This window comes from Immundisolibacter sp., assembly GCF_014359565.1.
Taxonomy (GTDB): domain Bacteria; phylum Pseudomonadota; class Gammaproteobacteria; order Immundisolibacterales; family Immundisolibacteraceae; genus Immundisolibacter.
The window spans coordinates 15,849-40,574 of sequence record NZ_JACIZD010000021.1 but is presented as its reverse complement, the minus strand read 5'-3'; the positions used below and the strand labels follow the sequence as shown (position 1 = coordinate 40,574).

Annotated in this window: 24 protein-coding genes; 10 read left to right on the top strand and 14 right to left on the bottom strand. The window is 67.1% G+C overall.

The features are described from left to right. From H5U26_RS14225 to kaiC, 3 genes are all read right to left on the bottom strand, one after another. Positions 1-1,448: PAS domain S-box protein (locus tag H5U26_RS14225; RefSeq protein WP_290620850.1), on the bottom strand; the 1,448-nt coding region annotated here is incomplete at its 3' end. 50 nt (positions 1,449-1,498) lie between these two features. Further along, complete coding sequence (locus H5U26_RS14220; protein ID WP_290620848.1) at positions 1,499-1,789, bottom strand: circadian clock KaiB family protein; 291 nt, start codon at positions 1,787-1,789, stop codon at positions 1,499-1,501. Between the two features lie 7 nt (positions 1,790-1,796). After that, complete coding sequence (gene kaiC, locus H5U26_RS14215) at positions 1,797-3,533, bottom strand: circadian clock protein KaiC (protein WP_290620846.1); 1,737 nt, start codon at positions 3,531-3,533, stop codon at positions 1,797-1,799. 422 nt (positions 3,534-3,955) lie between these two features. Here kaiC and H5U26_RS14210 point away from each other — a divergent pair, with 422 nt between their 5' ends. Beyond that, a complete protein-coding gene (locus H5U26_RS14210) occupies positions 3,956-4,291 on the top strand; it encodes a hypothetical protein (RefSeq protein WP_290620844.1) in 336 nt (111 codons plus the stop codon). Further along, complete coding sequence (gene tadA / locus H5U26_RS14205; protein WP_290620842.1) at positions 4,266-4,754, top strand: tRNA adenosine(34) deaminase TadA; 489 nt, start codon at positions 4,266-4,268, stop codon at positions 4,752-4,754. The genes H5U26_RS14210 and tadA overlap by 26 nt, the downstream gene beginning before the upstream one ends. 55 nt (positions 4,755-4,809) lie before the next feature. Here the strand turns inward: tadA and H5U26_RS14200 are convergent, their stop codons facing one another. Both H5U26_RS14200 and H5U26_RS14195 read right to left on the bottom strand, forming a co-directional pair. Next, positions 4,810-5,637, bottom strand: coding sequence for an alpha/beta fold hydrolase (locus H5U26_RS14200; protein WP_290620840.1), 828 nt, complete (start codon positions 5,635-5,637; stop codon positions 4,810-4,812). A 35-nt stretch (positions 5,638-5,672) separates the two neighbouring features. After that, complete coding sequence (locus H5U26_RS14195) at positions 5,673-5,981, bottom strand: integration host factor subunit beta (protein WP_290620838.1); 309 nt, start codon at positions 5,979-5,981, stop codon at positions 5,673-5,675. Positions 5,982-6,140: 159 nt separating this feature from the next. Between H5U26_RS14195 and H5U26_RS14190 the strand changes: the two genes are divergently transcribed. Then, a complete protein-coding gene (locus H5U26_RS14190) occupies positions 6,141-6,596 on the top strand; it encodes a universal stress protein (RefSeq protein WP_290620836.1) in 456 nt (151 codons plus the stop codon). Positions 6,597-6,638: 42 nt separating this feature from the next. Here H5U26_RS14190 and H5U26_RS14185 read toward each other — a convergent pair whose 3' ends face one another. Both H5U26_RS14185 and H5U26_RS14180 read right to left on the bottom strand, forming a co-directional pair. Further along, positions 6,639-7,937, bottom strand: a complete 1,299-nt coding sequence (locus H5U26_RS14185) for an MFS transporter (protein WP_290620834.1) — start codon at positions 7,935-7,937, stop codon at positions 6,639-6,641. Positions 7,938-8,148: 211 nt separating this feature from the next. Further along, positions 8,149-9,408, bottom strand: coding sequence for a Rieske 2Fe-2S domain-containing protein (locus H5U26_RS14180; RefSeq protein ID WP_290620832.1), 1,260 nt, complete (start codon positions 9,406-9,408; stop codon positions 8,149-8,151). 346 nt (positions 9,409-9,754) lie between these two features. Here H5U26_RS14180 and H5U26_RS14175 point away from each other — a divergent pair, with 346 nt between their 5' ends. From H5U26_RS14175 to glnE, 4 genes are all read left to right on the top strand, one after another. After that, entirely contained in the window at positions 9,755-10,027 is a 273-nt protein-coding gene (locus H5U26_RS14175; RefSeq protein ID WP_366055979.1) for an RNA-binding protein, read from the top strand. 79 nt (positions 10,028-10,106) lie between these two features. Continuing rightward, positions 10,107-10,352, top strand: coding sequence for a DUF1244 domain-containing protein (locus tag H5U26_RS14170; protein WP_290620828.1), 246 nt, complete (start codon positions 10,107-10,109; stop codon positions 10,350-10,352). A gap of 155 nt (positions 10,353-10,507) precedes the next feature. After that, a complete protein-coding gene (locus H5U26_RS14165; protein WP_290620826.1) occupies positions 10,508-11,065 on the top strand; it encodes a glycine zipper 2TM domain-containing protein in 558 nt (185 codons plus the stop codon). A gap of 73 nt (positions 11,066-11,138) precedes the next feature. Further along, positions 11,139-14,003 carry a bifunctional [glutamate--ammonia ligase]-adenylyl-L-tyrosine phosphorylase/[glutamate--ammonia-ligase] adenylyltransferase gene (gene glnE / locus H5U26_RS14160; RefSeq protein ID WP_290620824.1) on the top strand — a complete coding sequence of 955 codons (2,865 nt, stop codon included), beginning with the start codon at positions 11,139-11,141 and terminating at the stop codon, positions 14,001-14,003. 34 nt (positions 14,004-14,037) lie between these two features. Here the strand turns inward: glnE and dmpE are convergent, their stop codons facing one another. The 5 genes from dmpE to H5U26_RS14135 form a co-directional block, all read right to left on the bottom strand. Beyond that, the gene (gene dmpE / locus H5U26_RS14155; protein ID WP_290620822.1) at positions 14,038-14,826 is read right to left on the bottom strand and encodes a 2-oxopent-4-enoate hydratase; all 789 of its coding nucleotides are present in this window, start codon (positions 14,824-14,826) and stop codon (positions 14,038-14,040) included. 11 nt (positions 14,827-14,837) lie between these two features. Then, positions 14,838-16,286 carry a 2-hydroxymuconic semialdehyde dehydrogenase gene (locus H5U26_RS14150; protein WP_290620820.1) on the bottom strand — a complete coding sequence of 483 codons (1,449 nt, stop codon included), beginning with the start codon at positions 16,284-16,286 and terminating at the stop codon, positions 14,838-14,840. A 138-nt stretch (positions 16,287-16,424) separates the two neighbouring features. Further along, a complete protein-coding gene (locus tag H5U26_RS14145; RefSeq protein WP_290620818.1) occupies positions 16,425-16,874 on the bottom strand; it encodes a heme-binding protein in 450 nt (149 codons plus the stop codon). Between the two features lie 9 nt (positions 16,875-16,883). Beyond that, positions 16,884-17,807: a catechol 2,3-dioxygenase gene (locus H5U26_RS14140; protein WP_366055977.1), complete on the bottom strand. Its 924-nt coding sequence runs from the start codon at positions 17,805-17,807 to the stop codon at positions 16,884-16,886. A gap of 165 nt (positions 17,808-17,972) precedes the next feature. Continuing rightward, positions 17,973-18,365 carry a hypothetical protein gene (locus tag H5U26_RS14135; protein ID WP_290620816.1) on the bottom strand — a complete coding sequence of 131 codons (393 nt, stop codon included), beginning with the start codon at positions 18,363-18,365 and terminating at the stop codon, positions 17,973-17,975. Positions 18,366-18,473: 108 nt separating this feature from the next. Here H5U26_RS14135 and H5U26_RS14130 point away from each other — a divergent pair, with 108 nt between their 5' ends. Next, a complete protein-coding gene (locus H5U26_RS14130) occupies positions 18,474-18,770 on the top strand; it encodes a hypothetical protein (protein WP_290620814.1) in 297 nt (98 codons plus the stop codon). A 4-nt stretch (positions 18,771-18,774) separates the two neighbouring features. Next, positions 18,775-19,758: a TIGR00341 family protein gene (locus H5U26_RS14125; protein ID WP_290620812.1), complete on the top strand. Its 984-nt coding sequence runs from the start codon at positions 18,775-18,777 to the stop codon at positions 19,756-19,758. Positions 19,759-19,771: 13 nt separating this feature from the next. On the opposite strand, the gene H5U26_RS14120 is transcribed toward H5U26_RS14125, so the two are convergent. Next, positions 19,772-20,008, bottom strand: a complete 237-nt coding sequence (locus H5U26_RS14120) for a sulfurtransferase TusA family protein (protein ID WP_290620810.1) — start codon at positions 20,006-20,008, stop codon at positions 19,772-19,774. A 79-nt stretch (positions 20,009-20,087) separates the two neighbouring features. Between H5U26_RS14120 and H5U26_RS14115 the strand changes: the two genes are divergently transcribed. Continuing rightward, on the top strand, positions 20,088-21,551 hold the full coding sequence (locus tag H5U26_RS14115; protein WP_290620808.1) for a M48 family metalloprotease: 1,464 nt from the start codon (positions 20,088-20,090) through the stop codon (positions 21,549-21,551). A 347-nt stretch (positions 21,552-21,898) separates the two neighbouring features. Here the strand turns inward: H5U26_RS14115 and H5U26_RS14110 are convergent, their stop codons facing one another. Further along, on the bottom strand, positions 21,899-24,715 hold the full coding sequence (locus H5U26_RS14110; protein WP_290620806.1) for a valine--tRNA ligase: 2,817 nt from the start codon (positions 24,713-24,715) through the stop codon (positions 21,899-21,901). Positions 24,716-24,726: the final 11 nt, after the last annotated feature.

The following is a 24,726-nucleotide window of genomic DNA, read 5'->3' as shown; positions in this document are numbered from 1 at the left end:
CGACATCGCCCGGCTTCTGAACGGCCGTCCTCGAAAAACCTTGGACTGGAGAACACCGGACGAAGCCATGGCCGAAGAAATCGCCAATTTCTCAAATCGTGTTGCACTTGATTCTTGAATCCAAGGAGTACGGCAACGGGTTCATCAGCGATCAACAGGGGCAGCAGCGCCAGTGAACGAACGCCGCGCTCGATGTGCGCGCTGCTGTAATGAATGAGTGGATGGTCATACACGTCATTTACGACCACCGCCCGCTTCTCCCTGACCGCCACCGCGGGTGCGCCATGCCCCGCGGGCGCGTCATCGCGCAACGACAACCGCTCTCCCACCTCCTCCATGAAGCCGGCATTGATACCCGCCGAGGTCAGCGGAACAATCTTCATCTCGCTGCGATCGACGATGCCTATCCAGGCCATGCGAAACCCGCCATCCTCGACGGCGATGCGGCACGCCTCCCGGAACAGCTCGTCCCGGTCGCGCACGCGCACGATCAGCGCATTGATGCCGCTGAGCACTGCGTACACCCGGTTCAGGCGGCGGATTCGGTCATCCGCTTCCTTGCGTACGGTGACGTCCGCGGCGAGACCTGCGACGCGTACAATCCTGCCGGCGGCATCGCGGATCGGAAAGCCTCTGGCCTCGATCCACCGAATCAATCCATCCGGGCGCACGATCCGGTACTCGAGATCGAACCTCCCCTCCGACATCCCTTTCTTGTATTTCTCGTAGATCGATGTCCGCTCATCCGCGCGGATCGCCTGGGTCCACGATTCAGCATCGGCGTACGCGCTTTCGCAGCTGCGGCCAAATATCTGCGCGTAGGTGGGACTGACATACAACGTGCGGCCGTTGTCGGCGTCGATCAGGAAGAACACGTCGCGAATGTTTTCCGCCATCTGCCGAAAGCGCAACTCGCTGGCATGCAGGTTTTCTTCGGTCTGTCTGCGTGCCGTCACGTCCATGTGCATGACCACGGCGCCATTTGGACGGTCATCCGCCAGGGGCGTCACCGTCATCAGGAACCAGCGCTGCACCGTTGGCGAATGACAGGGATACTCGGCCGAGAAGCTCTTCAGCGCGCCACCCAGCACTGAACGAATGCCGGCGGCAACCTGCTTGGCCTCGGATGCGTCATCTCCACGTGCGTTGTCGCAGATCTCGAGGTAGTTGACGCCGACCCCATGACCTGGGCCCTGAAGCGCATTCGCGCGGCCAAATCGTTGCCAGGCCTCGTTTACCGTGACGATGATCCCCTGCGTATCGAGCAGGGCGATGTGCGCGGGCAGCGCATTGAGGATGGCGGCCTGCTTGGCCGTCTCGCGGCGTCGCAGCTGGTCCTGGGCGCGCCGCAACAGGATGGTCCGGCCACTCCGGTTCGTTACCGCATCCACCTCGCCCGCCGTCAGATCCTCCAGGCGCCGCGCGGTGTCGTGCAGCGCCTCGATCAACGCGGAAACTTCCTCAGTCGGCTCCCCAGGCGGGGGGGATTTGCCCAACTTCATGGGGCGAGGGTTTCCAGCCCCAGAGCCCACAACACCGTCTGGGTGTGGCTGAGGGTGCCGACAATTATTTGGGTGGCGCCCGGTGCCAGCTTGACCAGGGTCGGTGTCAGGAAGACGCGGTCCGCCAGCGCGCGTTTCGGTTCCCGGAACACATCCACGACTTCGATCTGGTGCCGATCCGGCAGGTGGACCCGGCATAGCGTGCGAAGGTTGGCGAGCGCCTGTGCGGAATTCGGCGCGTCGCCTGCGACATAAAGCCGGAACTTGAACGGGTTCGGGCGCTTCATGGCGCGCTCACTTGGGCTCCGGAATGGCCGCATCGGCCCCGCGCAACTCCCCCATCCGAGTGCGGTCTCGCGACAAATCCCCGGCGCGACTCTCCATGGTACGGACCAACAAGGCTTTCTCGGCCTGCTTGGCCTCCAGTTCCACCTGCAGTGACTTCACTCGCACCTCAAGCTCGGCCTCCTCGGCATCGAGCCTGACGCGCTTGAGTTTTTCGGCGACTTCATCGACCTCGTCGGCGACCCGGTCGGCGCTTTCCTTTTGCCAGCGCAGCGTGCCCATCAACACCTCGCCGCCGGCGGTGTAGGTGTCGGTCAGCGTCACCCCCGCGTCGCTCAGGATCAGCTCGCGCACCTGATTCGAATGCGCCGTGCCGCGGGACTTGATGATCGACATGCCCCGGTTGCGCTCCCCGGCCTGCACCAGATGATTCAGGTGAATCCAGGTATCCGCAAGCGCCGAGATCTGCAGCGGCGAGCCGCCCTCGGTGCGGCCGGACATTTCATCGAGCAGGCTGGTGCACAGCAGCGTGATGCCGTCGGCCTTCGACCAGTCGATCAACCGTTCCACCACGCTGTGCGCGGTCGCCTCATTGCCGGATTTTGACCAGGTGTAGACCGGGTCGATCACCAGGCAGCGGGCGCCATGCTCCTTGGCCAGCGTCTTGATGCGCCACAGGTAGATCTCGGCACTGCCGGTGATGGTGCGGGCGGGGATCATGTGCAGGCAACCGTTCTTCATGTAAGGATTCAGCTGGATCCCCACCGAGGCCAGGTTGCGGATCACCTCGGTATATTCCGAATCGAAACTGACGAACAGGGTGCGCTCGCCGCGCCGACAGGCCGCCTCAGCGAACGCACCGCTCAAGGTCGTTTTGGCGGTGCCGGGGGAGCCGGTGATCAGCACGCTGGCGCCACGGTAGTAGCCGCCGCCCAGCATGGTATCGAGCCGCTCCACGCCGCTGGAAACGCGCTCGTGACTCACCTTGGCGTCCACACGGCCCGGTGTACGCGCGACGGCTACCTCAAGTCCGCTTTTGCCGATCAGGAACGGCGCTTCATCCTCGTCGAAGCTGGAGCCGCGATACTTCTGCACGCGCAGATTGCGCTGCGACACGCCCTGTACCACGCTGTGGTTGAGGATCACGGCGCAGTCCACCATGAATTGCATGAAGCCGAATGGCTTCTGGCTGCCGGCACCCGCCTCATCCCCGCCCGCTTGCAAGGTGATGAGGCCGGTCAGTTCACGCGCCAATAACCATTCATGCAGTCGGTAGATCTCCCGCCTTTTTGCCGCCGCGTCGGGCAGCAGCGCCAGTACGATATTCAGGGCGTCAAACACGATGCGCCGCGCCCCCATTTCCCGGGCCTGCGCCTCCAGCGCCGCCAACATCCCGCCCAGATCGAAATCCCCCGACTGCACCCGGTCGGGCACCGGTTGGGCGTCCACGAAGAACAGTTTTTTTCGTCGGCGCAGTTCATCGAGCTTCCAGCCGAAACTCTCGGCGTTGGCCTCAATGCGTTTGGAAGCCTCCTCGAAAGCGACAAAGATGCCCGGCTCCTTGCAAGCCTGCGCGCCGTGCACCAGGAATTGCAGCGCGAGTATGGTCTTGCCGGAGCCCGGTCCGCCCACCAGCAGCGTGGTGCGACCGCATGGCAAACCGCCGCCGGTGATGTCGTCGAACCCGGCGATACCGGTCGGCGCTTTGGCGGTCGCCTTCACGACAGGGGATGACACGGATTTCATAGAAGTTCCCTCCCGATCGGCAGCATACGCTCTTTTACTGTGTGGATATGTATGCCAGGCAGCCCACACATCGGTGCCCGAGACAGGGATGTCCAACCCCCTGACGCGGCCTGGGTTCAACGTAGCCACAATGACGAAGGCTCGGGAGCCAGGTGCGCCACGGATTCATCGGCAGCGACCGCATGCAGGGTGCTCGACGCATCGGGCGACCGTGCGGCACCGAGTGAGCGCTTTGGCCTGCATCGGGATCGAGGGGCTCATGCGCGAGCGGACGCGCGACGCCAGCTCGGGTGGCTCGTAACGGCATCGCTGGCATTTGGCGGGCAGGTCACGCCCCACGGATGGCATCCGCCCTGTCTGGCGGCATACTGGGCACTCCCACCGTCAATCGGCGGAACCTGTCCTATTCCCGGAGTCACCCCATGTTGCGTTCTGTCTTGGTCGTCGCCATCGCCCTCGGTCTGGCCGCCTGCACGCAGGAAACTCAAAACGAAATCGGTCGCGCGGTCCAGAACTGGACCGGAACCAACGGCGTGCTCGAAATCTATGCCGGACCGCAGCTGATCAAGCGCTTCATCGAAATCGACAAGCTGAGCACTGCCACCGGCACCAAGGACGGTCTTCCACGGCCATATCGCTTCGGCTATGGGGTGCTCGACGAGAACCTCAACGGCCAGCGCGATCCGGGCGAGAAGAAGGTGTACTTCGAAATCAGTGACTACTCGACGCCGTATGTCTTCTACGAAAATCCCCACTGAGAACGCCGCCGAGCGCGACCGCCGCTGGATGGGGCGCGCGATCGAACTGGCGCTCGCCGCGCAGGCGCAGGGCGAGGTGCCGGTCGGTGCGGTGCTGGTGGCCGGCGAGGCGGTGCTCGGGGAAGGCTTCAACCGGCCGATCGGCAGCTGCGACCCGACCGCGCACGCTGAAATCGTGGCCCTGCGCGCGGCAGCCACCCGAGCGGCCAACTATCGCCTGCCGGGCAGCACGCTGTATGTGACGCTCGAGCCGTGCGCCATGTGCGCCGGAGCGATCGTGCAGGCGCGCGTGCAGCGGTTGGTGTTCGGCGCCCGCGATCCGCGCGCCGGGGCGGCCGGATCGGTGTTTCAGGTATTCGGCGAGGCGCGTCTGAATCACCGCACGGCGGTGACCGAGGGCGTGCTGGGCGAGCACTGCGGCGCGCTGCTGAGCGACTTTTTTCGGCGTCGGCGGGCCGGCTAGACTCGCATGAGCACTGGCCCGTGCCCGGTGCAGCCGGGCATGGGCCAGCCGACGATCATTCCGCCAGAAAATCCAGACACAGCTTGTTGAACAGGTCCGCCTTCTCGTACTGCACCCAGTGGCCGCACTGCGAGAACACGATCAGGCGCGCGTTGTCGCACTCCTTCATGATTTCCATGCCCGACTCGACCGGACAGGCGCGGTCGTCGCGGCCCCACAGCACCATGGTCGGCAGGTTCTTCAGGATATTCAGGCGCGGGCGCAGGTCGCCGATGGACAATGTCTGGAACACCCGCGGCGGCTGGGTGACGGCCACCTCGTAGCGCTCGTTGACCAGCTGATCGGTGACGTCGTCCTTGGAGTAGGCCATGAATTCCAGGAAGCGACGCAGCTTGTCCTTGCTGAAGCCGCCCTCCTCCTGACCGAGCGCCTTGAGCATCTGGATGGCCGGCATGGCCAGGTAACGCTCCATCGGCCCGATGCCACCGGGGCCCATCACCACCAGCTTGTTCACCCGCTGCGGGAAATCCTGCGCGAAGCGGATGGACATGGCGCCGCCCATCGAGTTGCCGACCAGGGTCACCTTGTCCAGCTTGAGGTGATCGAACAGCTTGATCAGGCAGTCCATCAGGGTTTCGAAATCGAAATTGCCGTCGCTGGGCTTCGACGACAGGCCGTAGCCGAAGGCGTCCGGTGCAATGGCGCGGTAACCGGCGTCGGCGAACACCTGCAGGTTGCGTTGCCAGTTGGTCCAGCCACCGGCACCCTGACCGCCGCCATGCAGGAAAATGACCGGCTCGCCCGTGCCGACGTCGTGGTAATGAAGGCGGTTGCCGTTGCCCATGTCGGCGTAGTTGGCGACCTTGTTGTATTGATATTCCATCGGTTTTCTCCTCGGGATGTGTCAGGGACGCAGCTTCAATCGGGATCGTTGTCCAGCAGCGGCAGGCCGTTGTCCACCAGCTGGCGCAGGTCCTTGCCGGGCTTGAAATGCACCACGTAGCGCTCGCCCAGCGGCACCGATTCGCCGGTCTTGGGGTTGCGTGCCAGTTTGGGACGGCGGTAATGCAGGCTGAAGCTGCCAAAGCCGCGAATCTCGATGCGCCCGCCGTGACCCAGGGTGTCGATCATCTGCTCCTGCAGCAGCTTGACCGCCAGTTCCAGGTCTTTCGTGGACAGGCCTTCGAATTCCTGGGCCAGCAGTTCGATGAGTTGGGAACGGACCACGCGGTATGGCTCTTGATTGTTGGACGGACGGCCGGCAGCGGGCGAAATTCTAATGCCGATTCAAGCGCTTGTGGATTGTAATCAAGCGTCGACGTGCGCCGCGGCGAAACGGCTTGCTACCATGCCTGCCATCTTAACCGCCGACCGGGAGTTGCCGTCATGCCCACCGACTCGTTGACTGTCCACAAGGTGCTGGTGCCGCTCGATTTCTCGGACCCGTCGCTGCAGGCCCTGCAGTACGCGCGCCGCTTTGCCGAGCCCAGCAAGGCCGAGCTGATACTGCTGTACGTGATCGAGCCGGTGGCCTACCCGGCCGAACTGGGCGTGGTGATCAACCTCGACGCCGACCTCGCCGAGCGCGCCCTGGGCGAGCTCGAAAAACTGCGCCAGCAGCACCTGGGCGACTATCCGGCCACCCGCTGCCTGGTGCGCAGCGGCGTCGCGGATGCGGAGATCATCACCACGGCCAAGGACGAACAGGCGGATCTGATCGTCATCGGCACGCACGGCTTCTCGGGCCTGAAGCATTTCCTGCTCGGCAGCACCGCCGAGCGGGTGGTGCGCGACGCGCCCTGTCCGGTGCTGACGGTGCGCCATCACGTCGCAAAGGCCTGACGGCGCACCGCTTCGGGCGACCGGGCGCGAACAGGCCGCCGCTCAGGCACCGGCGGCCCGGCGGGCCGGCCGCGGCACCAACTGCACCGCAACAGCCGCCAGTACCGCCGCAACGCTGAACAACAACACGCCGGACCGGTAGCTGTGGGTGGCTTCCAGTAGCCGCCCCAGCGCCGCCACCGTGATGAACGCCCCCAGCGCGCCGAAGGAATTGACCACGGCGATGCCGACCGCGGCCATGGCCGGCGGTATGGCGGCCGTTACCAGGCCCCAGAAACAACTGAACGCCGCGCCGGCTCCCAGCAGCGCCAGCAGCATGCCAACGGATACCTGCCAGCCGCTGCCGGCAAAGGCCATCAGCAGATAGCCTGCAGCCGCCGTCAGGGCGCCGACCGACACATGCCAGTGACGCTCGCCGGTGCGGTCCGAGTGGCGCCCCCACAGAACCAGGGCCGCCCCGAACAGCAGATACGGTGCGCCGACCACCCAGCCGACCGCCGTGGCGCTGAGGCCCGGATCGAGCGCATGCACCAGCTTCGGGCTCCAGAAGATCACGCCCGTGAAAGAGCCCAGGAACATGAAGTACGCCAGCGCCAGCAGCAGCACGGTGGGGTGCAACGCCTGGCGCAAGGTGCCGTGGGCCACCGGCGCGGCCGCGGCCCGCTCGATGGCCAGTGCGTTCTGCAACCAGCTGCGCTGGGCGGCGGTCAGCCAGCGTGCCTGCGCCGGGCTGTCAGGTAGCACCATGAGTACGACCAGTCCCAGCAGTACCGTCGGGATGCCCTCGACGATGAACAGCCATTGCCAACCCGCCAGTCCGAGCACGTCCCCCATGCCATCCATGATGGCGCCCGACAGCGGGCTGCCCAGCAAACCCGCCACGGCCAGTGCCAATGCGAACTGGCCGATCGCAGTGGCCCGGTCGTTCGCGCGGAACCAGTAGGTCAGGTACAGGATGATGCCCGGGTACAGGCCCGCCTCTGCCACGCCCAGAATGAACCGCATCACGTAGAACTGGGTCGGTGTAGCAACACCGGCCATGAGCGCCGATACCGTGCCCCAGATCAGCATGATGCTGCTGATCAGCCGGCGCGCGCCGATGCGCTCGAGCAGCAGATTGGCCGGCACCTCGAACAGGAAGTAACCGAAGAAAAACAGGCCGGCGCCCAGGCCGTAGACGGCGTCCGAGAAATTCAGGTCCTGGTTCATGGTCAGCGCCGCAAAGCTGACGTTGACCCGATCCAGGTGGGCCATGATGTAGATCACGATCAACAGCGGAATGAGCCGCACGCTGATCTGCCGCCGCACGCCGTCGGCGAATGCCTGGTCTGACCCGGCCATGATTCCTCCCCTGTCTTGCTTGTCTTTATGAATGCTGGCGCCAAATCGCCACTCGGCGACGCAGGCGCCTGTTGTCCGGCCATCGGCCAGCCGCGTGCTTGCACTGGAGCCCGGCTATGCCGGGCGATCATCGCGCAGCGCAGCTGCGCTCCTATCATGTTTTTCTGGTGGCGGGCGCTGAGAAATCCAGGATGGATTTATTCAGCTTCCTTCAGAGCCCCATCAGCCGCCGATACCCCGCCCAGAACGCGCGCACGCCGTTCTCGTCCACGCCCATCACTTCCATGCTGTCGGTGCTGCTGCCGCCGCATTCGATGACCGAGGCGGCATCCAGGCTGCCGGCAATGCCCTGCTGGCAGATGTTGACCGCCTCGCCGTCTTCCATGGAAATGAATCCGGCCGGGCCGACCATGTTGTGCTGCTTCAGGCGGTGCGCGGTCAGTTCCGGGCTGTCATCGGCAAAGCCGTAGAAGGTCCAGACCAGCTCGGTGCCTTCGATGCCCTTGGTCTGAATCTGCCGCACGGCCAGGGTGTTCGAAATCTGCTGCAAGACGACGTTCGGGAACATCGAGTGGATGGTCAGCGAGATCTCGCCGCCCAGCTCCGGCATCCAGCGCAGGATTTCCGGGGCTTCCAGCTGGGCGTCGGATTCGGCCTTGCGCGCGCTGGCCTGCTGGTAGTGCTCGATGCTCTGGTCGTCGGCCGGTTTGCACACCTGCAGCAGCTGGTGCAGCTTGTTGTCGGACAGATGCACCCAGCCGCGCTGGCCCTGCCGGTAGATGCCGAAGGTCGGGTAGAACAGGTGCAACAGCCCGCCGTGGTAGCTGTCGCGCGAGTTCTCGGCGTACAGCTTCCAGTTGCCGCTGAAGTACTGGCGGGCGTGGCCCAGCACTGTGATCGGTCGCCCGAACAGGCGCTCGATGTTGGCGCAGTGCTCGGCGCCCAGGTACTCGCGCAGCGGCGGCGTGGCGGCGTCGAAGGTGCCGAAGATCATCTCACCGACCGTATCCACCCGCAGCTGCTGCAGGCCATGAGCGGCCATGTCGAAATCGGCCGGGTAACCGCCCTTGCCGCCCAGGCCCTTGCGGAAGGGAACGCCGACCAGCTGGCCAGCGGCGTCATAGGCCCACTGGTGGTACACACAGGTATGCGTGCCGTTCTGGCCGACGTTGCCGCGCAGCTCGCGGCACACCAATGCGCCGCGATGCGCGCAGCGGTTGACCCAACAGTGCAGCGCGCCGGCGGCATCCCGCGTCAGCACGACCGGCGTATCGCCAACGAACGTGGCCTTGTAGTCACCCGCGGCCGGCACCTCGGCGGCCAGGCCCAGAAAGCTCCACACCGACCCGCGGAAAATTCGCTCCTGTTCCTGGGCGTAGAGGGCCTGGTCCTGGTACACGCGGTACGGGGCGCGCGTCTCGCCGGCCGCCGGCCAGCGCAGGGGTGTGTCGACGGATAGCGGTGCGTTCATGCGAACTCCTCCTGGTGCGTATTTGCTGTGCGTGGGCGCCGAACCATGCGCCCCGATATGGCGCATAACGATACCCGGAAATATTTCGCTGCACTCGCGTGTAAGGTGCATGGAATTGTCGTACGCTTCCGCGCGTTCGTGATTGTCGGGCGTTTGTGCTTGTTTCCTCGCGGGAAATTGGCCTGATCCGTCCGCCACTGCGGACTCAGGCACATGCTGCCCGACGGCTGATTTTGTTTTTTCCGAGACTTCGGAAAGCGCCGACGGACAGCGGTTTTCGATGACCCCGGGGCAGAATGATGGCGCACCGAACCGCATCCGCCCCGTTATCCGGAAGCGATTTTCGATCATGACTTCGATCTACGTAGGCAACCTGCCTTTTTCCGCATCGGAAGACGAGCTGCGCGCGCTGTTCGAGCAGCACGGTACCGTCCACTCGGTGAAATTGATCAACGACCGCGAAACCGGCCGTCCACGCGGTTTCGGCTTCGTCGAGATGGATCCCGGCGCGGCAGCGGTGGCCATCCAACATCTCAATGGCGCCGATTTTGGCGGGCGCGCGCTGCGCATCAACGAGGCGCAGGAGCGTCCGCCGCGCCCGCCACGCCGTCCGCGCTGAAGCCGCCGACGCGATCAACGGACCCCGCGGCGTGCGAGCGCCGCGGGGTTTTCGTGTTTCTGATGAACCGGAGCGCTCCATGGACACAGACCTGCAAACCCAAATCGAAGCGGCAGCTTTCCGCCGACTGCTCCAGCACCTGCAGCAACACACCGAAGTCCAGAACATCGACCTGATGAACCTGGCCGGCTTCTGTCGCAATTGCCTGGCCAAGTGGTACCGCGCCGCGGCCGCCGAACACGGCCAGACGCTCAGCGAGCCGCAGGCCCGCGAGGCGGTGTACGGAATGCCGTACGAAGACTGGAAACGACTCCATCAGAAATAGCCGGCTGAGGTCGTCGCAAACGCTGCTGGCGGCTGCGCCCGGGCCCATCGATGCCGGGTAGTACATTAACGACCGACGCGGGTCGGCAGAAGCAGACCTCGCAAGGCACTGCCTGCGCTCGCACATACATCAACCTTCCACCTCGGAGAAAGTCAATGAACAACGCTCGTCGTGCGCGAATCGCCTGCCTGGCGCTTATCCTGCCGCTGAGCCTGGGAGCTTGTCGCGACGAGAAGGACAGCGCCGCCGAAACGCCGGCTGAAAACACCGCCGCAGCCCCGGCGCAGGCCATCGATCCGGCGCCTGCACCCGCCACTCGAACACCCGCTCGTCCTGCCGAAGCGGTGCCCGTGGCGCAAGCACCGGCCACGGCGCCGCCATGTGCCGACTGCGGCACCGTCACCGATGTGCGCAGCTACCAGGTCAAGGGGGATGCCAGCGGCGTCGGTGCTGCCGTCGGCGCAGTGGCCGGCGGACTGCTCGGCAACCAGATCGGCGGCGGCAGCGGCAAGAAAATTGCAACCGTGGCGGGCGTGGTCGGTGGTGGCCTGGCCGGGCATGAGATCGAGAAGCGCCGCAACACCGACACCCGCTGGGAAGTCACGGTGCAGCTGGACAACGGTGGGACGACCACCATTCCGTACTCGCAGGCGCCGGGCCTGAGCGTGGGCCAGAAGGTCCGCGTGGTCAACGGTCAGGCGCTGCCGCTGTAATCACCTGGGCGCCGCGATGCCCTGACCTGCGCCGCTGTGCCCCACCGTCACCGGACCCGTCGAGCCTCTGCCTGTGACCGACCAAGCCGATCCTCGCCTCGCGGCATGCGCCGATCTGCCGCCGTTGCTGCGCGAATCCGCGCAGCGGGTGCTTGCCGACCTGCTGCGACACCCGGCGCTGGCCGCAAGCAGCGCACAGGCGGGGTGGCTGCAGGCGGCCCCGCGCGTGCTGGCAACCAGCGACTTCGTCGCCGACCTGTGCCAGGCGCAGCCACAGATCCTGGCCGGGCTGATCGACAGCGGCCGCCTGCAGGCGGCCGAAGACGCGCCGGCCCTGAGTGCCCAGATCCGCGCCGACCTGGCTGACCTGAAGGATGAGGCAGACCTGCGCCAGGCGCTGCGGCGGCTGCGCCAGCGCGAGATGCTGCGCATCGCCTGGCGCGACCTGGCCGGCTGGGCGGATCTGGACGAGACGCTCACGGCACTGTCGACGCTGGCCGACGCCTGCATCGACAGTGCTCTGGCGTATTTGCACCGCTGGCAGGTGGAGCAGCTCGGCCAGCCGCGCGACGCGCAGGGCCAGCCGGTCGGGCTGGTGGTGCTGGGCATGGGCAAGCTGGGCGGCAACGAGCTCAATTTCTCGTCCGACGTCGATCTGATGTTCGCCTTCGAGCGCGCCGGTGTGTGTGACGGGCCGCGCGCGCTCGACAATGAGGAGTTCTTCCTGCGCCTTGCGCGCCGCCTGGTCGGCGTGCTGGACGAGGCCGACGCCAATGGGCGCGTGTTCCGCGTGGATGTGCGTCTGCGCCCCTTCGGCAGCAGCGGGCCGCTGGCGGTGTCCTTCGACGCCATGGAGGACTATTACCAGAACCACGGCCGCGACTGGGAACGCTATGCCCTGATCAAGGCGCGCCCGGTGGCCGGCGACATCGCGGCCGGCGAACGGCTGTTGGCGCGACTGCGGCCGTTCGTGTTTCGCCGCTATCTGGACTTCGGGGCCATCGACGCGCTGCGGGCCATGAAGGCGCTGATCGTCGACCAGGTGCGTCGTGAGCGACTGGACGATCACGTCAAGCTGGGGGCCGGCGGCATTCGCGAGGTCGAGTTCATCGGCCAGGTGCATCAGCTGATCCGCGGCGGACGGGAACCGGACCTGCGCTGCCGTGGCATACGGCAGGTGCTTCGCCTGCTCGGCGAGCGCGGCCAGTTGCCGCAGTCGGCGGTCGATGAACTGCTGGATGCCTATACCTTCCTGCGTCGCATCGAGAACCGCCTGCAGATGTGGCAGGACCGGCAGACCCACCAGGTGCCGACCGACCCGCTGGACCGCGCGCGCCTGGCGCTGGCCATGGGTTACCCCGATTGGGATACCTGCGGAGCCGCTCTGGACGCCTGGCGCGACCGCGTGCATGGCCACTTCCGGTCGTTGCTCGGTGATTCGCAGGATGCCGCACCCGCGCAGCCGCTGTGGCCGGATCGGCTGGACCAGCCCGGCGCCGAGGCGGAGCTGGCCGCACTCGGCTACACCGACCCGGCGCAGGCCCTTGCCCATCTGACTGCGCTGCGCGATGGGCGTGCCTGCCGCGTCGCCTCCCCCACCGCCCGCCAGCGCCTGACCGCCCTGCTGCCCGGCCTGCTGCGCGCCGCCGGCGGCACGGCCAACCCGGAGCTGACGCTCGGGCGCCTGTGCACGCTGCTGGAGGCAGTGGCCACGCGCTCGGTGTACCTGGCCATGCTGGTCGAGCACCCGGCGGCGCAGGAGCACCTGGCCCGCCTGATGGGCGCCAGCACCTGGATCACCGACTGGATCACCACCCACCCGGTGGTACTCGACGAGCTGCTGGATGCGCGCACCCTTTACCAGCCGCAACATGCGCCGGACATCGAACGGGACCTCGATCAGGCGCTGTCGGGCGTGAGTCCGGACGACCTCGAAACCGCCATGAACGCCCTGCGCGAGCACCGCCACGCCGCCGCACTACACGTGGCGGCAGCCGAGATCGGCGGCCTGCTGGACCCGGCCGAACCGCCGCAGGCGCTGACCGAACTGGCCGAGGTGCTGCTGCGCCGCGCCCTGCTGCTGGCCCGCGCGCAGCTGGAACACCGCCACGGCCGCCCGCGTGACGCCACCGACCCCGGCCGCGAAGCGCCGCTGCTGGTGATCGGCTACGGACGCCTGGGCAGCGCTGAGCTCGGCTACGAATCCGACCTCGACCTGGTGTTCCTGCACGACGGTGCCGGCGGCAACAGCGACGGTCCGGCGCCGCTCGCCAACGAGACCTGGTTTGCCCGCGTGGTGCAGCGCCTGACGCACATCCTGACCACGCGCACCCCGGCCGGGCGGCTATACGAGATCGACGTTCGCCTGCGCCCGTCGGGTAACGCCGGACCGCTGGTCACCACCTTGAGTGGCTTCGAGACCTACCAGCTCTCGGAGGCCTGGACCTGGGAGCATCAGGCACTGGTGCGCGCCCGCCCGGTGGCCGGCGACGCGGACCTTGGTGCCGCCTTCGAGGCCGTGCGCCAGCGCGTGCTGTGCCAACCGCGCGATCCGGCCAAGCTGCGTCAGGAAATCGCCGACATGCGGGCGCGCATCCGCCAGGAAAAGCCGCTGCCAAAGGACGGCTTCGACCTGAAGCTGAGCCCCGGCGGCCGGGTCGATGTCGAATTCATCGCCCAGTACCTGGTGCTGGCACACAGCCACACGCATCCGCAACTGGCCGTGCCGCGCGGCAGCGCGCCGATCCTGGCGCTGGCCGAAAGCTTGCAGCTGCTCGAAGCGGGCGTCGGCCAGGCTTTGGCCGCGGCCTTTGTCGAACTGTGCGCAATCGAGCGCCAGCAGACGCTCAGCGGCGCCGGCGGCGTCATCGAGGCCGAGCGCGCGGCGCCGCTGACGCAGACCGTCCGCGACGCCTGGGAGCAGATATTCGGCGCCTGAGCCAGCCCCCGTCTTAGGGAGGCGCCAGCATTTCTTAGGCGAAGGTGACCGACGCCGAGCCCATGCCGCCGATGGTGACGCGCATGTGATCGCCGGCCTTGGCGCTGACCATGGTGGCCAGGGAACCGGACAGGATGACCTCGCCGGCCTTGAGCGGAATGCCGCGCCGGCCGAGCGTGTTGGCCAGCCAGGCGACCGCGTTCAGCGGATGGCCCAGCGTCGCGGCACCGGCGCCCAGGCCGACGATCTCGCCGTTCTTCTCCAGGATCATGCCGCAGGTTTTCAGGTCCACCTTGCGCGGGTCGACCGCGCGCTCACCGAGCAGGAACAGCCCGGCCGAGGCGTTGTCCGCCACCGTGTCCTGAATCTTGATCTTCCAGTCGCGGATGCGCGAGTCGCAGATCTCGAAGCACGGCATCACGCACTCGGTGGCGGCCAGCACGGCGGCATTGGTGATGCCCGGGCCGAGCAGGTCGCGCTTGAGGATGAACGCGATCTCGCCTTCCATGCGGGTCTGCATCAGCAGGCCCTCGATCGGCACCACGTCGCCGTCGTTGTAGGCCATGCCCGACATCAGGTGCCCGAAGTCCGGCTGGTCCACGCCCAGCATGCTCTGCACCGCCTTGCTGGTGGCGCCGATCTTCTTGCCGATGATGGTCTCGCCGTCGCGCTGCATGCGCCGCTGGATGATGCCCAGCTGAATCTGGTAGGCATCCTCGATGCTGATGTCCGCCTCGCGGGCGGTCAGCGGGTCCACCGATTGCGCGCCGCGCAGGGCCTGGTACAGCTCCTCGCTGTAGTGGTCGATCCGGGTCTTGTCCATCGCGAGGGTCCTTACAGCTTGATGCAGATGTTCTTCAGTTCCGTATAGAACTCCAGCGAGTGCACGCCGCCCTCGCGGCCGATGCCGGAGTACTTCATGCCGCCGAAGGCCGAGCGCAGATCGCGCAGGAACCAGGTGTTGACCCACACGATGCCGGCTTCCAGCTGCGCCGCGACGCGGTGCGCGCGGGCCAGGTCCGTGCTCCAGACCGTCGCCGACAGACCGTAGTTGGTGTCGTTGGCCAGTTCCAGCACCTCTTCCTCGGTGTCGAACGGCGTCACCGTCACCACCGGGCCGAAGATTTCCTGACGCTGGGCCTTGCAGTCGCGACCCAGGCCCACGATCACGGTCGGCTCCAGGAACGCGCCGTCTGCCAGATGCGCCGGCAGGCCGTCCGGACGCTTGCCGCCGGTCAGGAAGGTGGCGCCGTCGGCCTTGGCCGAGTCCAGGAAGCCCTGCACGCGCGCCAGGTGCTCGCGCGAGATCAGCGCGCCCAGCGTGGTGGCCGGATCGGTCGGATCGCCCACCTTGACCGTGCTCTTGATGCGCTCGACCAGCTTGTCCAGGAATGCCTGGTACAGCGGACGCTGCACATAGATGCGCGAGCCGCACAGGCACACCTCGCCCTGATTGGCGAAGGACGAGCGCATGGTCGTTTCGATGCAGGCGTCGAGGTCGGCATCGGCAAAGATCAGGTTCGGGTTCTTGCCGCCCAACTCGAAGGACAGCTTCTTCAGGCTGCCGGCCGCCGCGCGCATGATGATCTGCCCGGTGGTGGTCTCGCCGGTGAAGGTGATGCCGTCCACGTCCGGGTGTTCGGTCAGGGCCGAGCCGGCCGAATCGCCGCCAAAGCCGTTCACCACGTTCAGCACGCCCGGCGGCAGGATGTCCTTGGCCACGTCGGCCAGCAACGCCGTGGTGGCCGGGGTTTCTTCCGACGGCTTGATGATCACCGTGTTGCCGCAGGCCAGCGCCGGGGCGACTTTCCAGGTGGTCAGCAGCAGCGGGAAGTTCCACGGCGAGATGATGCCGACCACGCCCAGCGGTCGGCGCAGGGCGTAGTTGAGCGCCCCTTCCATCTCCCAGCACTCGGTGGCGACGTACTTGAAGTGCTCGGCGAACTGGATGAAGTTGGCACTGCCGCGGGGGATGTTGACGTGGCTGGCCAGCGTGATCGGCATGCCGTTGTCGGCCACTTCGGCGGCCGCGAACTCGGCCGCGCGCACCTGGATGCCGTGCGCCAGTTTCATCAACAGATCCATGCGCTCGGCCATCGGCATCTTGCCCCAGGGGCCCTTGAGCGCGGCCCGGGCGGCGGCGACCGCCAGGTCGACTTCCGCCTTGCCGCCCTCGTGGACCTTGGCGATGACCTGGCCGGTGGCCGGGTTGATGTCGTCGAAGGTGCGGCCGTTGGCGGAGGCGACGAATTCACCGTTGATGAAGTGCTTGATTTCTTTCATGGTCGGGATCTTGCAGAAGGTTTCGGGGGCCGCCCGTGCCGGGTCGGGCGGGTCGGCAGCGGAAAAATCCGCATGGATGTGTGATCGGCAGCGACGGCCGCGTGGCCGACCGGCGCTGCATGGGTGTCCGTGTCGTTGTCAGCCCTGGCCGGGCTCGGCCGACAGGCCCGCCGCCGCAATGCCGATTCGGGCACAGATTTCGTCCTCCTCCTCGCTGCCGCCGGACACGCCGACGCCGGCGATGCACTCGCCGTTCACGTACACCGGCACGCCGCCGCCGAACACCACCATGCGCGGCACGGCGGCGATGCCGGCCAGCAGACCCGGCGAGTTCATGCCCTCCAGCACCGGCCACCACTGCTTGGTCGGCAGCCCGAAGCCGCCGGAGGTGGTGGCCTTGTCCTCGGCGATCTTGCTGGAGTGAAACGGCGCGCCCGGGTCACGGGCGAAGGCCAGCAGGTTACCGCCGCGGTCCATCACCGCCACCGCCACGCGAATGCCCAGTTCCTGGCCCTTGACCAGCGCCCCGCGGGCAATGGCGAGCGCTGCTTCCCAGTGCAGGGTGGTCTGTTGCACGGTCTTGGTCATGACGCGACCTCAGGTGTTGGCGGTGACGAAGCTCTCGACCATCTTGTGGCCGTAGTAGAAGATGCCCTTGGGCACTTCCTCGTGGGTCCAGGTGATGACCGGGTGATCCGGATAGCGGATGTAGCCGCCGTGGAAGGTCTCGTTGCGGTTGCCCGACGGGTCGAAGAAGTAGATGGTCAGGCCGCGCGTGAGGCCGTGGCGACCGGGACCGTACTCCACCGGGATGTAGTTCTTGGACATGATGTCCGCGGCGTGGCGGATCTCGTCCCAGGATTCCAGGTAGAAACTCACGTGGTGCAGGCGGCCCTTGGAGTCCTCGTGGATGAAGGCCACGTCGTGGGCCTTGTCCGAGCAGGACAGAAACGCACCGACCATGCTGCCGTCCGGCCCCACGATGCGCTCGCTCAGATCGAAGTCCAGCGCCTCCTGGAACAGCCTGGCGGTTTCCGGAATGCTGTCGCCGTTGAGCAGTACATGGTCGAAGCGGCTCGGGTGCATGCCCTTCAGGCCATCCGGCCACACGTCCGGGTTCACGTCCGGCAGGCCGTTGCCGACGTGCTGTTTCTCGGCATACAGCTCGATCAGGTGTCCCGACGGCGTCTCGAAGCGCACCCGCTCGCCGGTGCCCTTCAGCTCGCCGGCCGGGATGCGCTCGATTGCGACACCGTAATCGGTCAGGCGCTTGGCGTAGTGCTCCAGGGTCTTGGCGTCCAGCACCTTGAAGCCGTAGAAATCCATGCCCGGACGGTCGGCCTCGCGCAGCACGATGCTGAACAGGTCATGCTCGTCCCAGGCTTTCAGGTACACGCGGCCTTCGGCGTCGCGCGCGGTCTCGATCAAACCCACCATTTCCTTGTAGTGGTGCAGCGCCGGGCCGAGTTCCATCACGCGCAGTTGCACGTGGCCGGGGCGAAGAATGCCGGTCATGGCCATGGGGGAGTCCTCTGTTTGAAGCGTTGAAACGCAGAATCGATCGCTGGCGATGCAGCCGGCGCGCCGTCCCTGACAGGACGCGCCGGCCGACGCCACATCGGCGGCAACTTTAAAGCTTTGCGGCCAGCTTTGACAGCGCGACCGCTGCCGGCACCGGAACGCGGCTCAGCGCAGCTGGATGCGCCCGCCCGGTCGTCCACCGGCGCCACCCAGCCCGCCCATGCCGGTTTCCGGCACCACGATCGACGAGGCCTGCTCGCGGCGCATTTCCTGCAGCTCGCGGGCGGTTTCTTCGAGCGCCTTTTGTGCCTCGGCCGGAAACCGGTCCAGCGCCTCGCGCAGCGTGGCGGCGGGAATCTCGAAATTCAGCGGCAGCGCGCCCATCGGCGTCAGTATCTGCGTCTGGCCGACGAACAGCACCGGGCGGCTGGCATCCGGCTGACCGTCGGCGGTTACCGGCTGCAGGCGGCGGATCGTGCCGACGCGGCGGTCGGTGATGGTTTCCTCGCTGTAGAGGTCGTTCACTTCAAGCTTGAATTCGGGCATCTGGCTCGACATGGCGGGCACCTGACGGGTTGCAGGCCCGCGTCGGTCGCCGGCCATTCCGGGGCATTTTAACGTCGCCGGCGAGCCGATTACGATTCGCCACCAGCAGGCGAATGCACAATGCGCACGACCCAGCACCCAGCCGTAACGCCTGTGCGCACCGGGGCGCTGGCGATGTCCGAAAAAAAACAGCCGTCAAGCGGCACATGCACCAGGACCTGCACCGCGGACGCCGGACGCCGGACGCCGGATGTCGGGCGACACCTTTACCTGGACCAGGCGGCGGAACTGAACATCGACGTACCGGTATTGCAATACGTGTACGGCGTGGCCAAAGTGCAGGACGCCTTACCGTCCGACCGACCGCTCACGGTGGAGCCCCAGGCATTGTCGGGGCTGTCGGCAACACCAATCTGACTCCATGAAATATATCGAAATCGTCTGCGACGCTGGATGTGCCGACAACGTCGTTGCCCTGGCCGAGCAACTGGAGCTGAGCGACTGCCGCGTCGGCCCGGCAGCCGACAACGACACTCTGATCCTGCGCCTGCTGGTGTCCGACGACAAGCTGCAGCCGGCTCTGGATGCCCTGCAGACCCTGCTCGGCAGCCAGCCGACCACCCACATCACGGTGCTGCCGGTGGAAATCGCCCTGCCCGCAGCGGCCCGCGAGGAACGCGAACAGGAAGACTCCGCCTCGGCGGCGCGCGAGGCGCTGTATGCCGAGGTGGAGAAAAACACTCGCCTGGGCGCCAACTATCTGGTGCTGGTGCTGCTGTCGACGGCGGTGGCCGCCATCGGCCTGCTCAAAGACGACGTGGCGGTGGTGATCGGCGCCATGGTGATCGCCCCGCTGCTGGGCCCGAACCTGGCCTTCGGACTCGGCACGGCGCTCGGCGATACCGCCCTGATGCGCAAGGCAGCGCTGATCAACCTGGTCGGCATCGGCCTGGTGGTGGTCCTGGCCGCCGGCATCGGTGCGCTGCGGCTGTTCGAGACGTCCGGCACCGAACTGCTGGCCCGCACCGAGGTGGGCGTGGACTCGGCAGTGCTGGCCCTGGCGGCCGGGGCCGCGGCGGTGCTGTCGTTGACCACGGGTCTGTCCAGCGTGCTGGTGGGGGTCATGGTGGCGGTGGCGCTGCTGCCGCCGGCGGTGGTCTTGGGCGTGATGCTCGGCGGCGGCCAGTGGTCGCTGGCGGCGGGCGCCGGGCTGCTGCTGGCCGTGAATCTGGTGTGCGTGAACCTAGCCTGCAACGTGGTCTTTCTGATCAAGGGCGTGTCCCCGCGCACCTGGTTCGAACGCCAGCGCGCCAGGCGTGCAACCCTGATCTACGCCCTGACGTGGGTCGTCACGCTGCTGCTGCTGATGCTGCTGATCTACCTACGCCAGACGCTGCTCGGCTGAACGGGCCGGCCGTTCAGCGCTTCTGCAGCACGATCAGATGACGCTCGCCGTCCTGCGTCACCTGACGCAGGACGTCTCCGGACTGTTCGCAATAGGCGGCGAAGTCGCCCGGCGCCTTGCTGTCGGTGGCAATCACCCGCAGACACTGCCCGGACTGCATGGTGTTGAGCGCCCGGCGTGCCTTGAGCACCGGCAAGGGGCACAGCAGGCCGCTGGTGTCGAGTTCCTGGGTAATGGTCGATTCAGTCATGGCGGCGGTGCAGTGGCGTAACTCCAGCTAAAGCATACTGTCTTAGCCGATACCGTTCGCCCTGCCCTTGCGCCCATCCATGCTGCGTCGCCTCGTCTGCCTTGTCCTGTGCCTGTGTCTGCCGGCTGCGCAGGCGGAAATTGCCTTGCCCGAAATCGGCGACGCCGCCGGCGGGCTGCTGTCAGCGCAGCTGGAACAGCGCATCGGCGTCGCCTTCATGCGCCAGGTGCGCCAGGGTCTGCCGGTGCTGGACGATCCGCTGGTCGCCGGCTACGTCGACAGCATCGGCCAGCGCCTCACCCGCAGTGCCGACGATGCGCGCAATCCCTTTGGATTTTTCGTGGTGGTCGACCCCACGCTGAACGCCTTCGCCGGCCCGGGCGGCCATATCGGCGTACACAGCGGCCTGATTCTGACCACCGAGAGCGAAGACGAGCTGGCCTCCGTGCTTGGCCACGAAATCGCGCACGTCACCCAGCGCCACCTGCCGCGCGCCTTCGAACATCAGCAGCGCATGACCATGCCGACCATCGCCGCCATGCTGGGCGCCATCATCCTGGGCGCCTACGGCGGCGGCGATGCCGGCGTGGCGGCCATCACCGCCGTGCAGGCCGGCGCGGTGCAGAACCAGATCGACTTCACCCGTCAGAACGAGTCCGAAGCCGACCGCATCGGCATCCAGACCCTGGCAGCCGCCGGCTTCGACGCCCGTGCCATGGCCGATTTCTTCGGACGCATGCATCAGGCATCGCGGTTCTCGGCCGGCGAACAGTTGCCGGCCTTCCTGCGCACCCACCCGGTGACCCTGGATCGCGTCGCCGAGTCCCGGGACCGGGCGCAGCGCATGCCCGGCCGCCGCCTGCCGGACAGCGGCCTGTTTCTGCACATGCGCGAGCGCGTGCGGGTGCTGACCGCCAGCGGGCCAGCCGAGGCGCTGCGCTACTACGAACAGAACGCCATGCCCGGTGAGGCGCAGGCGGCACGAGCGTGGCGCTATGGCGAGGCGCTGGCGCTGATGCGCGCCGGCCGTATCCCGGCGGCGGGCGAACGGCTGATCGCCCTGCGCACCGAAGCGCCCGACTTCCTGCCGTACCAGGTGGCGCAGGTGGAGCTGGCCCTGACCGCCAATCAACCGGCGGCCGCCAGCGCGCTGGCACGTGCCGACCTGAAGCTCTACCCGGACAGTCAGGCCCTGCTGATCCTGCTTGCCGAGGCGGAACTGCGCTCGGGCCATCCGGCCGTCACGCGCGCCCTGCTCAGCGACCAGGCACACCAGGCAGACCCCGCGCCGCAGGTTCTGGAGCTGCTGGCGCGGGCCGCCGACCAGCGCGGCGACAAGATCGAGGCCTTCCAGATGCGGGCCGAATACCATGTCCAGAACGGTCGTCTGGAGCTGGCCATGGAGCAACTGCGCCGGGCCAGCAAGCTGCAACCGATTGCGTTTGCGCAGCTGGCCACCATCGAGGCACGCCTGCGCCAGCTGCAGGACGACCTGGAATTCGAGCGTCAGTTCTTCGGCCGCCGCGCGCTGACCCTGAACTGACGACCCGCCGACAAACCCAGACTGCCGCTGGCGATCGAGGCGCCGTGGGAGCGCCGCCCCCGGCGCGAATCCCAAGCGCGATCGCTGTAACCCGAAGATTCGGCCCGAGGGCGGGCCTCCCACGGGCTTGTCCTGTGGGAGCACGGCCCTGTGGGAGCGCCGCCCCGGCGCGAATCCCAAGCGCGATCGCTGTGGTTCGAAGATTCGGCCCGAGGCGGGCCTCCCACAGGTGGGGGTGCTTCCCTGTGGGGCGGCGCCCTCGCTGCGAAGCTTCGCGTGCTCACCCAGGCCCGTACAGCGGTGGATACACCCGCGGCAGCGTGCTCCGCTCACGCCGCCGCGGCCGGTCAGCCCGCCAGCGTCGCCATCCGCTCGCGCTGCGCGGCCAGCGTCGCGCGCTGATCGGCGAATTCCGCAAGACGCGCCCGCTCGGTGTCGACGACCTCCGGCGGCGCCTTGTCCACGAAGGCCGGGTTGGCGAGTCTGGCCTCGGCACGGCTGATGGCCTGCTCGAGCTTGGCGATTTCCCGGCCCAGGCGGTCCATTTCGGCGCTGGCGTCCACCAATCCGTGCAGCGGCAGGCGCACGGTCAGATCGCCGACCAGCGCCGTGGCCGCCTGCGGCGCGGCGGCATCGCTCACCCACTCGACGCTGGCCACGCGGGCCAGGCGGCGCAGCAGGTGTTCGTTGCGTTCCAGGCGCGTGCGCAGGTCGCCGTCGCCACTGAGCAGCACCGGCACCGCCTGCCCCGGCGGCAGGTTCAGTTCCGCGCGCAGGTTACGCACGGCGCGCACCACCTCGACCAACAAGCTGATCTGCGCGACGGCTTCGGCGGTTTCTTGCGCGTCCTGATCGAAGTCCAGGGCCGATGGCCAGGCGGCCAGCATGATCGTGTCGCCGCCCCTGCCGGCGCGCGGCGCTACCTGCTGCCAGATCTCCTCGGTGATGAAGGGGATCAGCGGGTGCGCCAGGCGCAGCAGGGCTTCCAGCACTTCGACCAGGGTCCGGCGCACACCGAGCGTATGCGCCGGATCGGCATCCGGCTCCTGCAACACCGGCTTGGCCAGTTCGATGTACCAGTCGCAGTACTCGCCCCAGGCGAACTCGTACAGCGCACTGGCCACGTAATCGAGCCGGTACTCGGCGATCGCCGCGTCCACCTTGGTGATCGTCTCGGCAAGACAGCGGCGAATCCACCGTTCCGCTGGCCCGTAGCGCACCGGTTCGGCGGGCAGCGACGGCATGCCCTCGGTGTTCATCAGCACGAAGCGGGCGGCGTTCCACAGCTTGGTGCAGAAGTTGCGGTAGCCCTCGCAGCGGGCCAGATCGAACTTGATATCCCTGCCCAGCGTTGCCTGCGAGGCGAAGGTGAAGCGCAGCGCATCGGTGCCGTAGGCCGGGATGCCCTGCGGGAACTGCTTGCGCGTGGCCTGCTCGATCTTTTTCGCCATCTGCGGCTGCATCAGGCCGGCGGTGCGCTTGGCGATCAGGGTGTCCAGGTCCACGCCGTCGATGATGTCCAGCGGGTCCAGCACGTTGCCCTTGGACTTGCTCATCTTCTGGCCTTCGTGGTCACGCACCAGGCCATGCACGTAGACCGTGCGAAACGGCACCTCGCCCGCGAACGGCAGGCCCATCATCACCATGCGGGCGACCCAGAAGAAGATGATGTCGAAGCCGGTGACCAGCACGTCGGTCGGGTAATAGCGCTTGAGTTCCGGCGTCGGCTCCGGCCAGCCCAGGGTCGAGAACGGCCACAGCGCGGAGCTGAACCAGGTGTCGAGCACGTCCTCGTCCTGGCGCAGCGGCAGGTCGGCCGGCAGGGCGTGGCGAGCGCGCACGTCGGCCTCGTCGTGACCGGAATAATCCTTGCCGTCCGGGCCGTACCAGACCGGGATGCGGTGCCCCCACCATATCTGCCGGCTGATGCACCAGTCCTCGATGTTCTCCAGCCACTGCGCGTAGGTCTTTTCCCAGTTGTCCGGAATCAGCTTGATGCTGCCGGAGCGCACGGCTTCCAGCGCCGGCCGGGTGATGGCGGCGAGGCCGCCGGGGCGACCGTCCGGCTGCGTCTCGCGCGTCAGGTCCACGTACCACTGGTCGGTCAGGTACGGCTCGACCGCGGCGCCGGTGCGATCGCCGCGCGGCACCATCAGCGTGTGGTCCTTGACCGATTCCAGCAGGCCGGCGGCTTCCAGATCGGCCACGACGCGCTTGCGGGCCTGGTAGCGGTCCAGACCCTGATAGGCGGCCGGCGCGGCGTCGTTGATGCGGGCGTCGGGCGTTAACACGTTGATCCTGGGCAGGCCGTGGCGCTCGCCGACGGCGTAGTCGTTGAAATCGTGCGCCGGGGTGATCTTCAGGCACCCGGTGCCAAAGGCCGGGTCCACGTAGTCGTCCGCGATGACCGGAATCTGCCGGTCGCACAGCGGCAGCTTGACCATTCGGCCGATCAGGTGCCGGTAGCGTTCGTCGTCCGGGTGCACGGCCACGGCGGTGTCGCCGAGCAGCGTCTCCGGGCGCGTGGTGGCGACGGTCAGGTGCCCGTCGCTATCCGCAAGCGGATAGCGGATGTGCCACAGGTGGCCCTGTTCTTCCTCGCTGACCACCTCCAGGTCCGAGATGGCCGTTTGCAGCACCGGGTCCCAGTTGACCAGCCGCTTGCCGCGGTAGATCAGGCCCTGCTCGTGCAGGCGCACGAACACTTCGGACACGGCCTTGGACAGGCCGGCGTCCATGGTGAAACGCTCGCGCGACCAGTCGCAGGAGGCGCCCAGCCGCCGCAGCTGGCGCGTGATGGCGCCACCGGATTCGGCCTTCCACTGCCACACGCGCTCCAGGAACGCCTCGCGGCCCAGGTCGTGACGGGATTTGCCTTCAGCAGCGAGCTGGCGCTCGACCACCATCTGCGTGGCGATGCCGGCGTGGTCGGTGCCGACCTGCCACAGCGTGTCCCGGCCGCACATGCGCGCGTGGCGGATCAGCAGGTCCATCACCGTATTGTTGAAGGCATGCCCCATGTGCAGGCTGCCGGTGACGTTCGGCGGCGGGATGACGATGCAGAAGGGGTCCTTGCCGGTGCCGGATGGCTTGAAGTGGCCGGCACGTTCCCACTGGTCGTACCAGCGCTGTTCGATGGCTGCGGGGTCGTAGTTCTTGTCCATGGGGCGGCGCC

Excerpts from the sequence above, each read along its gene's own strand:
- H5U26_RS14220 (WP_290620848.1), bottom strand. The coding sequence starts at position 1,789 with ATGAAGCGCCCGAACCCGTTCAAGTTCCGGCTTTATGTCGCAGGCGAC.
- kaiC (WP_290620846.1), bottom strand. The coding sequence starts at position 3,533 with ATGAAATCCGTGTCATCCCCTGTCGTGAAGGCGACCGCCAAAGCGCCG.
- H5U26_RS14210 (WP_290620844.1), top strand. The coding sequence starts at position 3,956 with ATGTTGCGTTCTGTCTTGGTCGTCGCCATCGCCCTCGGTCTGGCCGCC.
- tadA (WP_290620842.1), top strand. The coding sequence starts at position 4,266 with ATGTCTTCTACGAAAATCCCCACTGAGAACGCCGCCGAGCGCGACCGC.
- H5U26_RS14200 (WP_290620840.1), bottom strand. The coding sequence starts at position 5,637 with ATGGAATATCAATACAACAAGGTCGCCAACTACGCCGACATGGGCAAC.
- H5U26_RS14190 (WP_290620836.1), top strand. The coding sequence starts at position 6,141 with ATGCCCACCGACTCGTTGACTGTCCACAAGGTGCTGGTGCCGCTCGAT.
- H5U26_RS14185 (WP_290620834.1), bottom strand. The coding sequence starts at position 7,937 with ATGGCCGGGTCAGACCAGGCATTCGCCGACGGCGTGCGGCGGCAGATC.
- H5U26_RS14180 (WP_290620832.1), bottom strand. The coding sequence starts at position 9,408 with ATGAACGCACCGCTATCCGTCGACACACCCCTGCGCTGGCCGGCGGCC.
- H5U26_RS14170 (WP_290620828.1), top strand. The coding sequence starts at position 10,107 with ATGGACACAGACCTGCAAACCCAAATCGAAGCGGCAGCTTTCCGCCGA.
- H5U26_RS14165 (WP_290620826.1), top strand. The coding sequence starts at position 10,508 with ATGAACAACGCTCGTCGTGCGCGAATCGCCTGCCTGGCGCTTATCCTG.
- dmpE (WP_290620822.1), bottom strand. The coding sequence starts at position 14,826 with ATGGACAAGACCCGGATCGACCACTACAGCGAGGAGCTGTACCAGGCC.
- H5U26_RS14150 (WP_290620820.1), bottom strand. The coding sequence starts at position 16,286 with ATGAAAGAAATCAAGCACTTCATCAACGGTGAATTCGTCGCCTCCGCC.
- H5U26_RS14145 (WP_290620818.1), bottom strand. The coding sequence starts at position 16,874 with ATGACCAAGACCGTGCAACAGACCACCCTGCACTGGGAAGCAGCGCTC.
- H5U26_RS14140 (WP_366055977.1), bottom strand. The coding sequence starts at position 17,807 with ATGGCCATGACCGGCATTCTTCGCCCCGGCCACGTGCAACTGCGCGTG.
- H5U26_RS14135 (WP_290620816.1), bottom strand. The coding sequence starts at position 18,365 with ATGTCGAGCCAGATGCCCGAATTCAAGCTTGAAGTGAACGACCTCTAC.
- H5U26_RS14130 (WP_290620814.1), top strand. The coding sequence starts at position 18,474 with ATGCGCACGACCCAGCACCCAGCCGTAACGCCTGTGCGCACCGGGGCG.
- H5U26_RS14125 (WP_290620812.1), top strand. The coding sequence starts at position 18,775 with ATGAAATATATCGAAATCGTCTGCGACGCTGGATGTGCCGACAACGTC.
- H5U26_RS14120 (WP_290620810.1), bottom strand. The coding sequence starts at position 20,008 with ATGACTGAATCGACCATTACCCAGGAACTCGACACCAGCGGCCTGCTG.
- H5U26_RS14115 (WP_290620808.1), top strand. The coding sequence starts at position 20,088 with ATGCTGCGTCGCCTCGTCTGCCTTGTCCTGTGCCTGTGTCTGCCGGCT.
- H5U26_RS14110 (WP_290620806.1), bottom strand. The coding sequence starts at position 24,715 with ATGGACAAGAACTACGACCCCGCAGCCATCGAACAGCGCTGGTACGAC.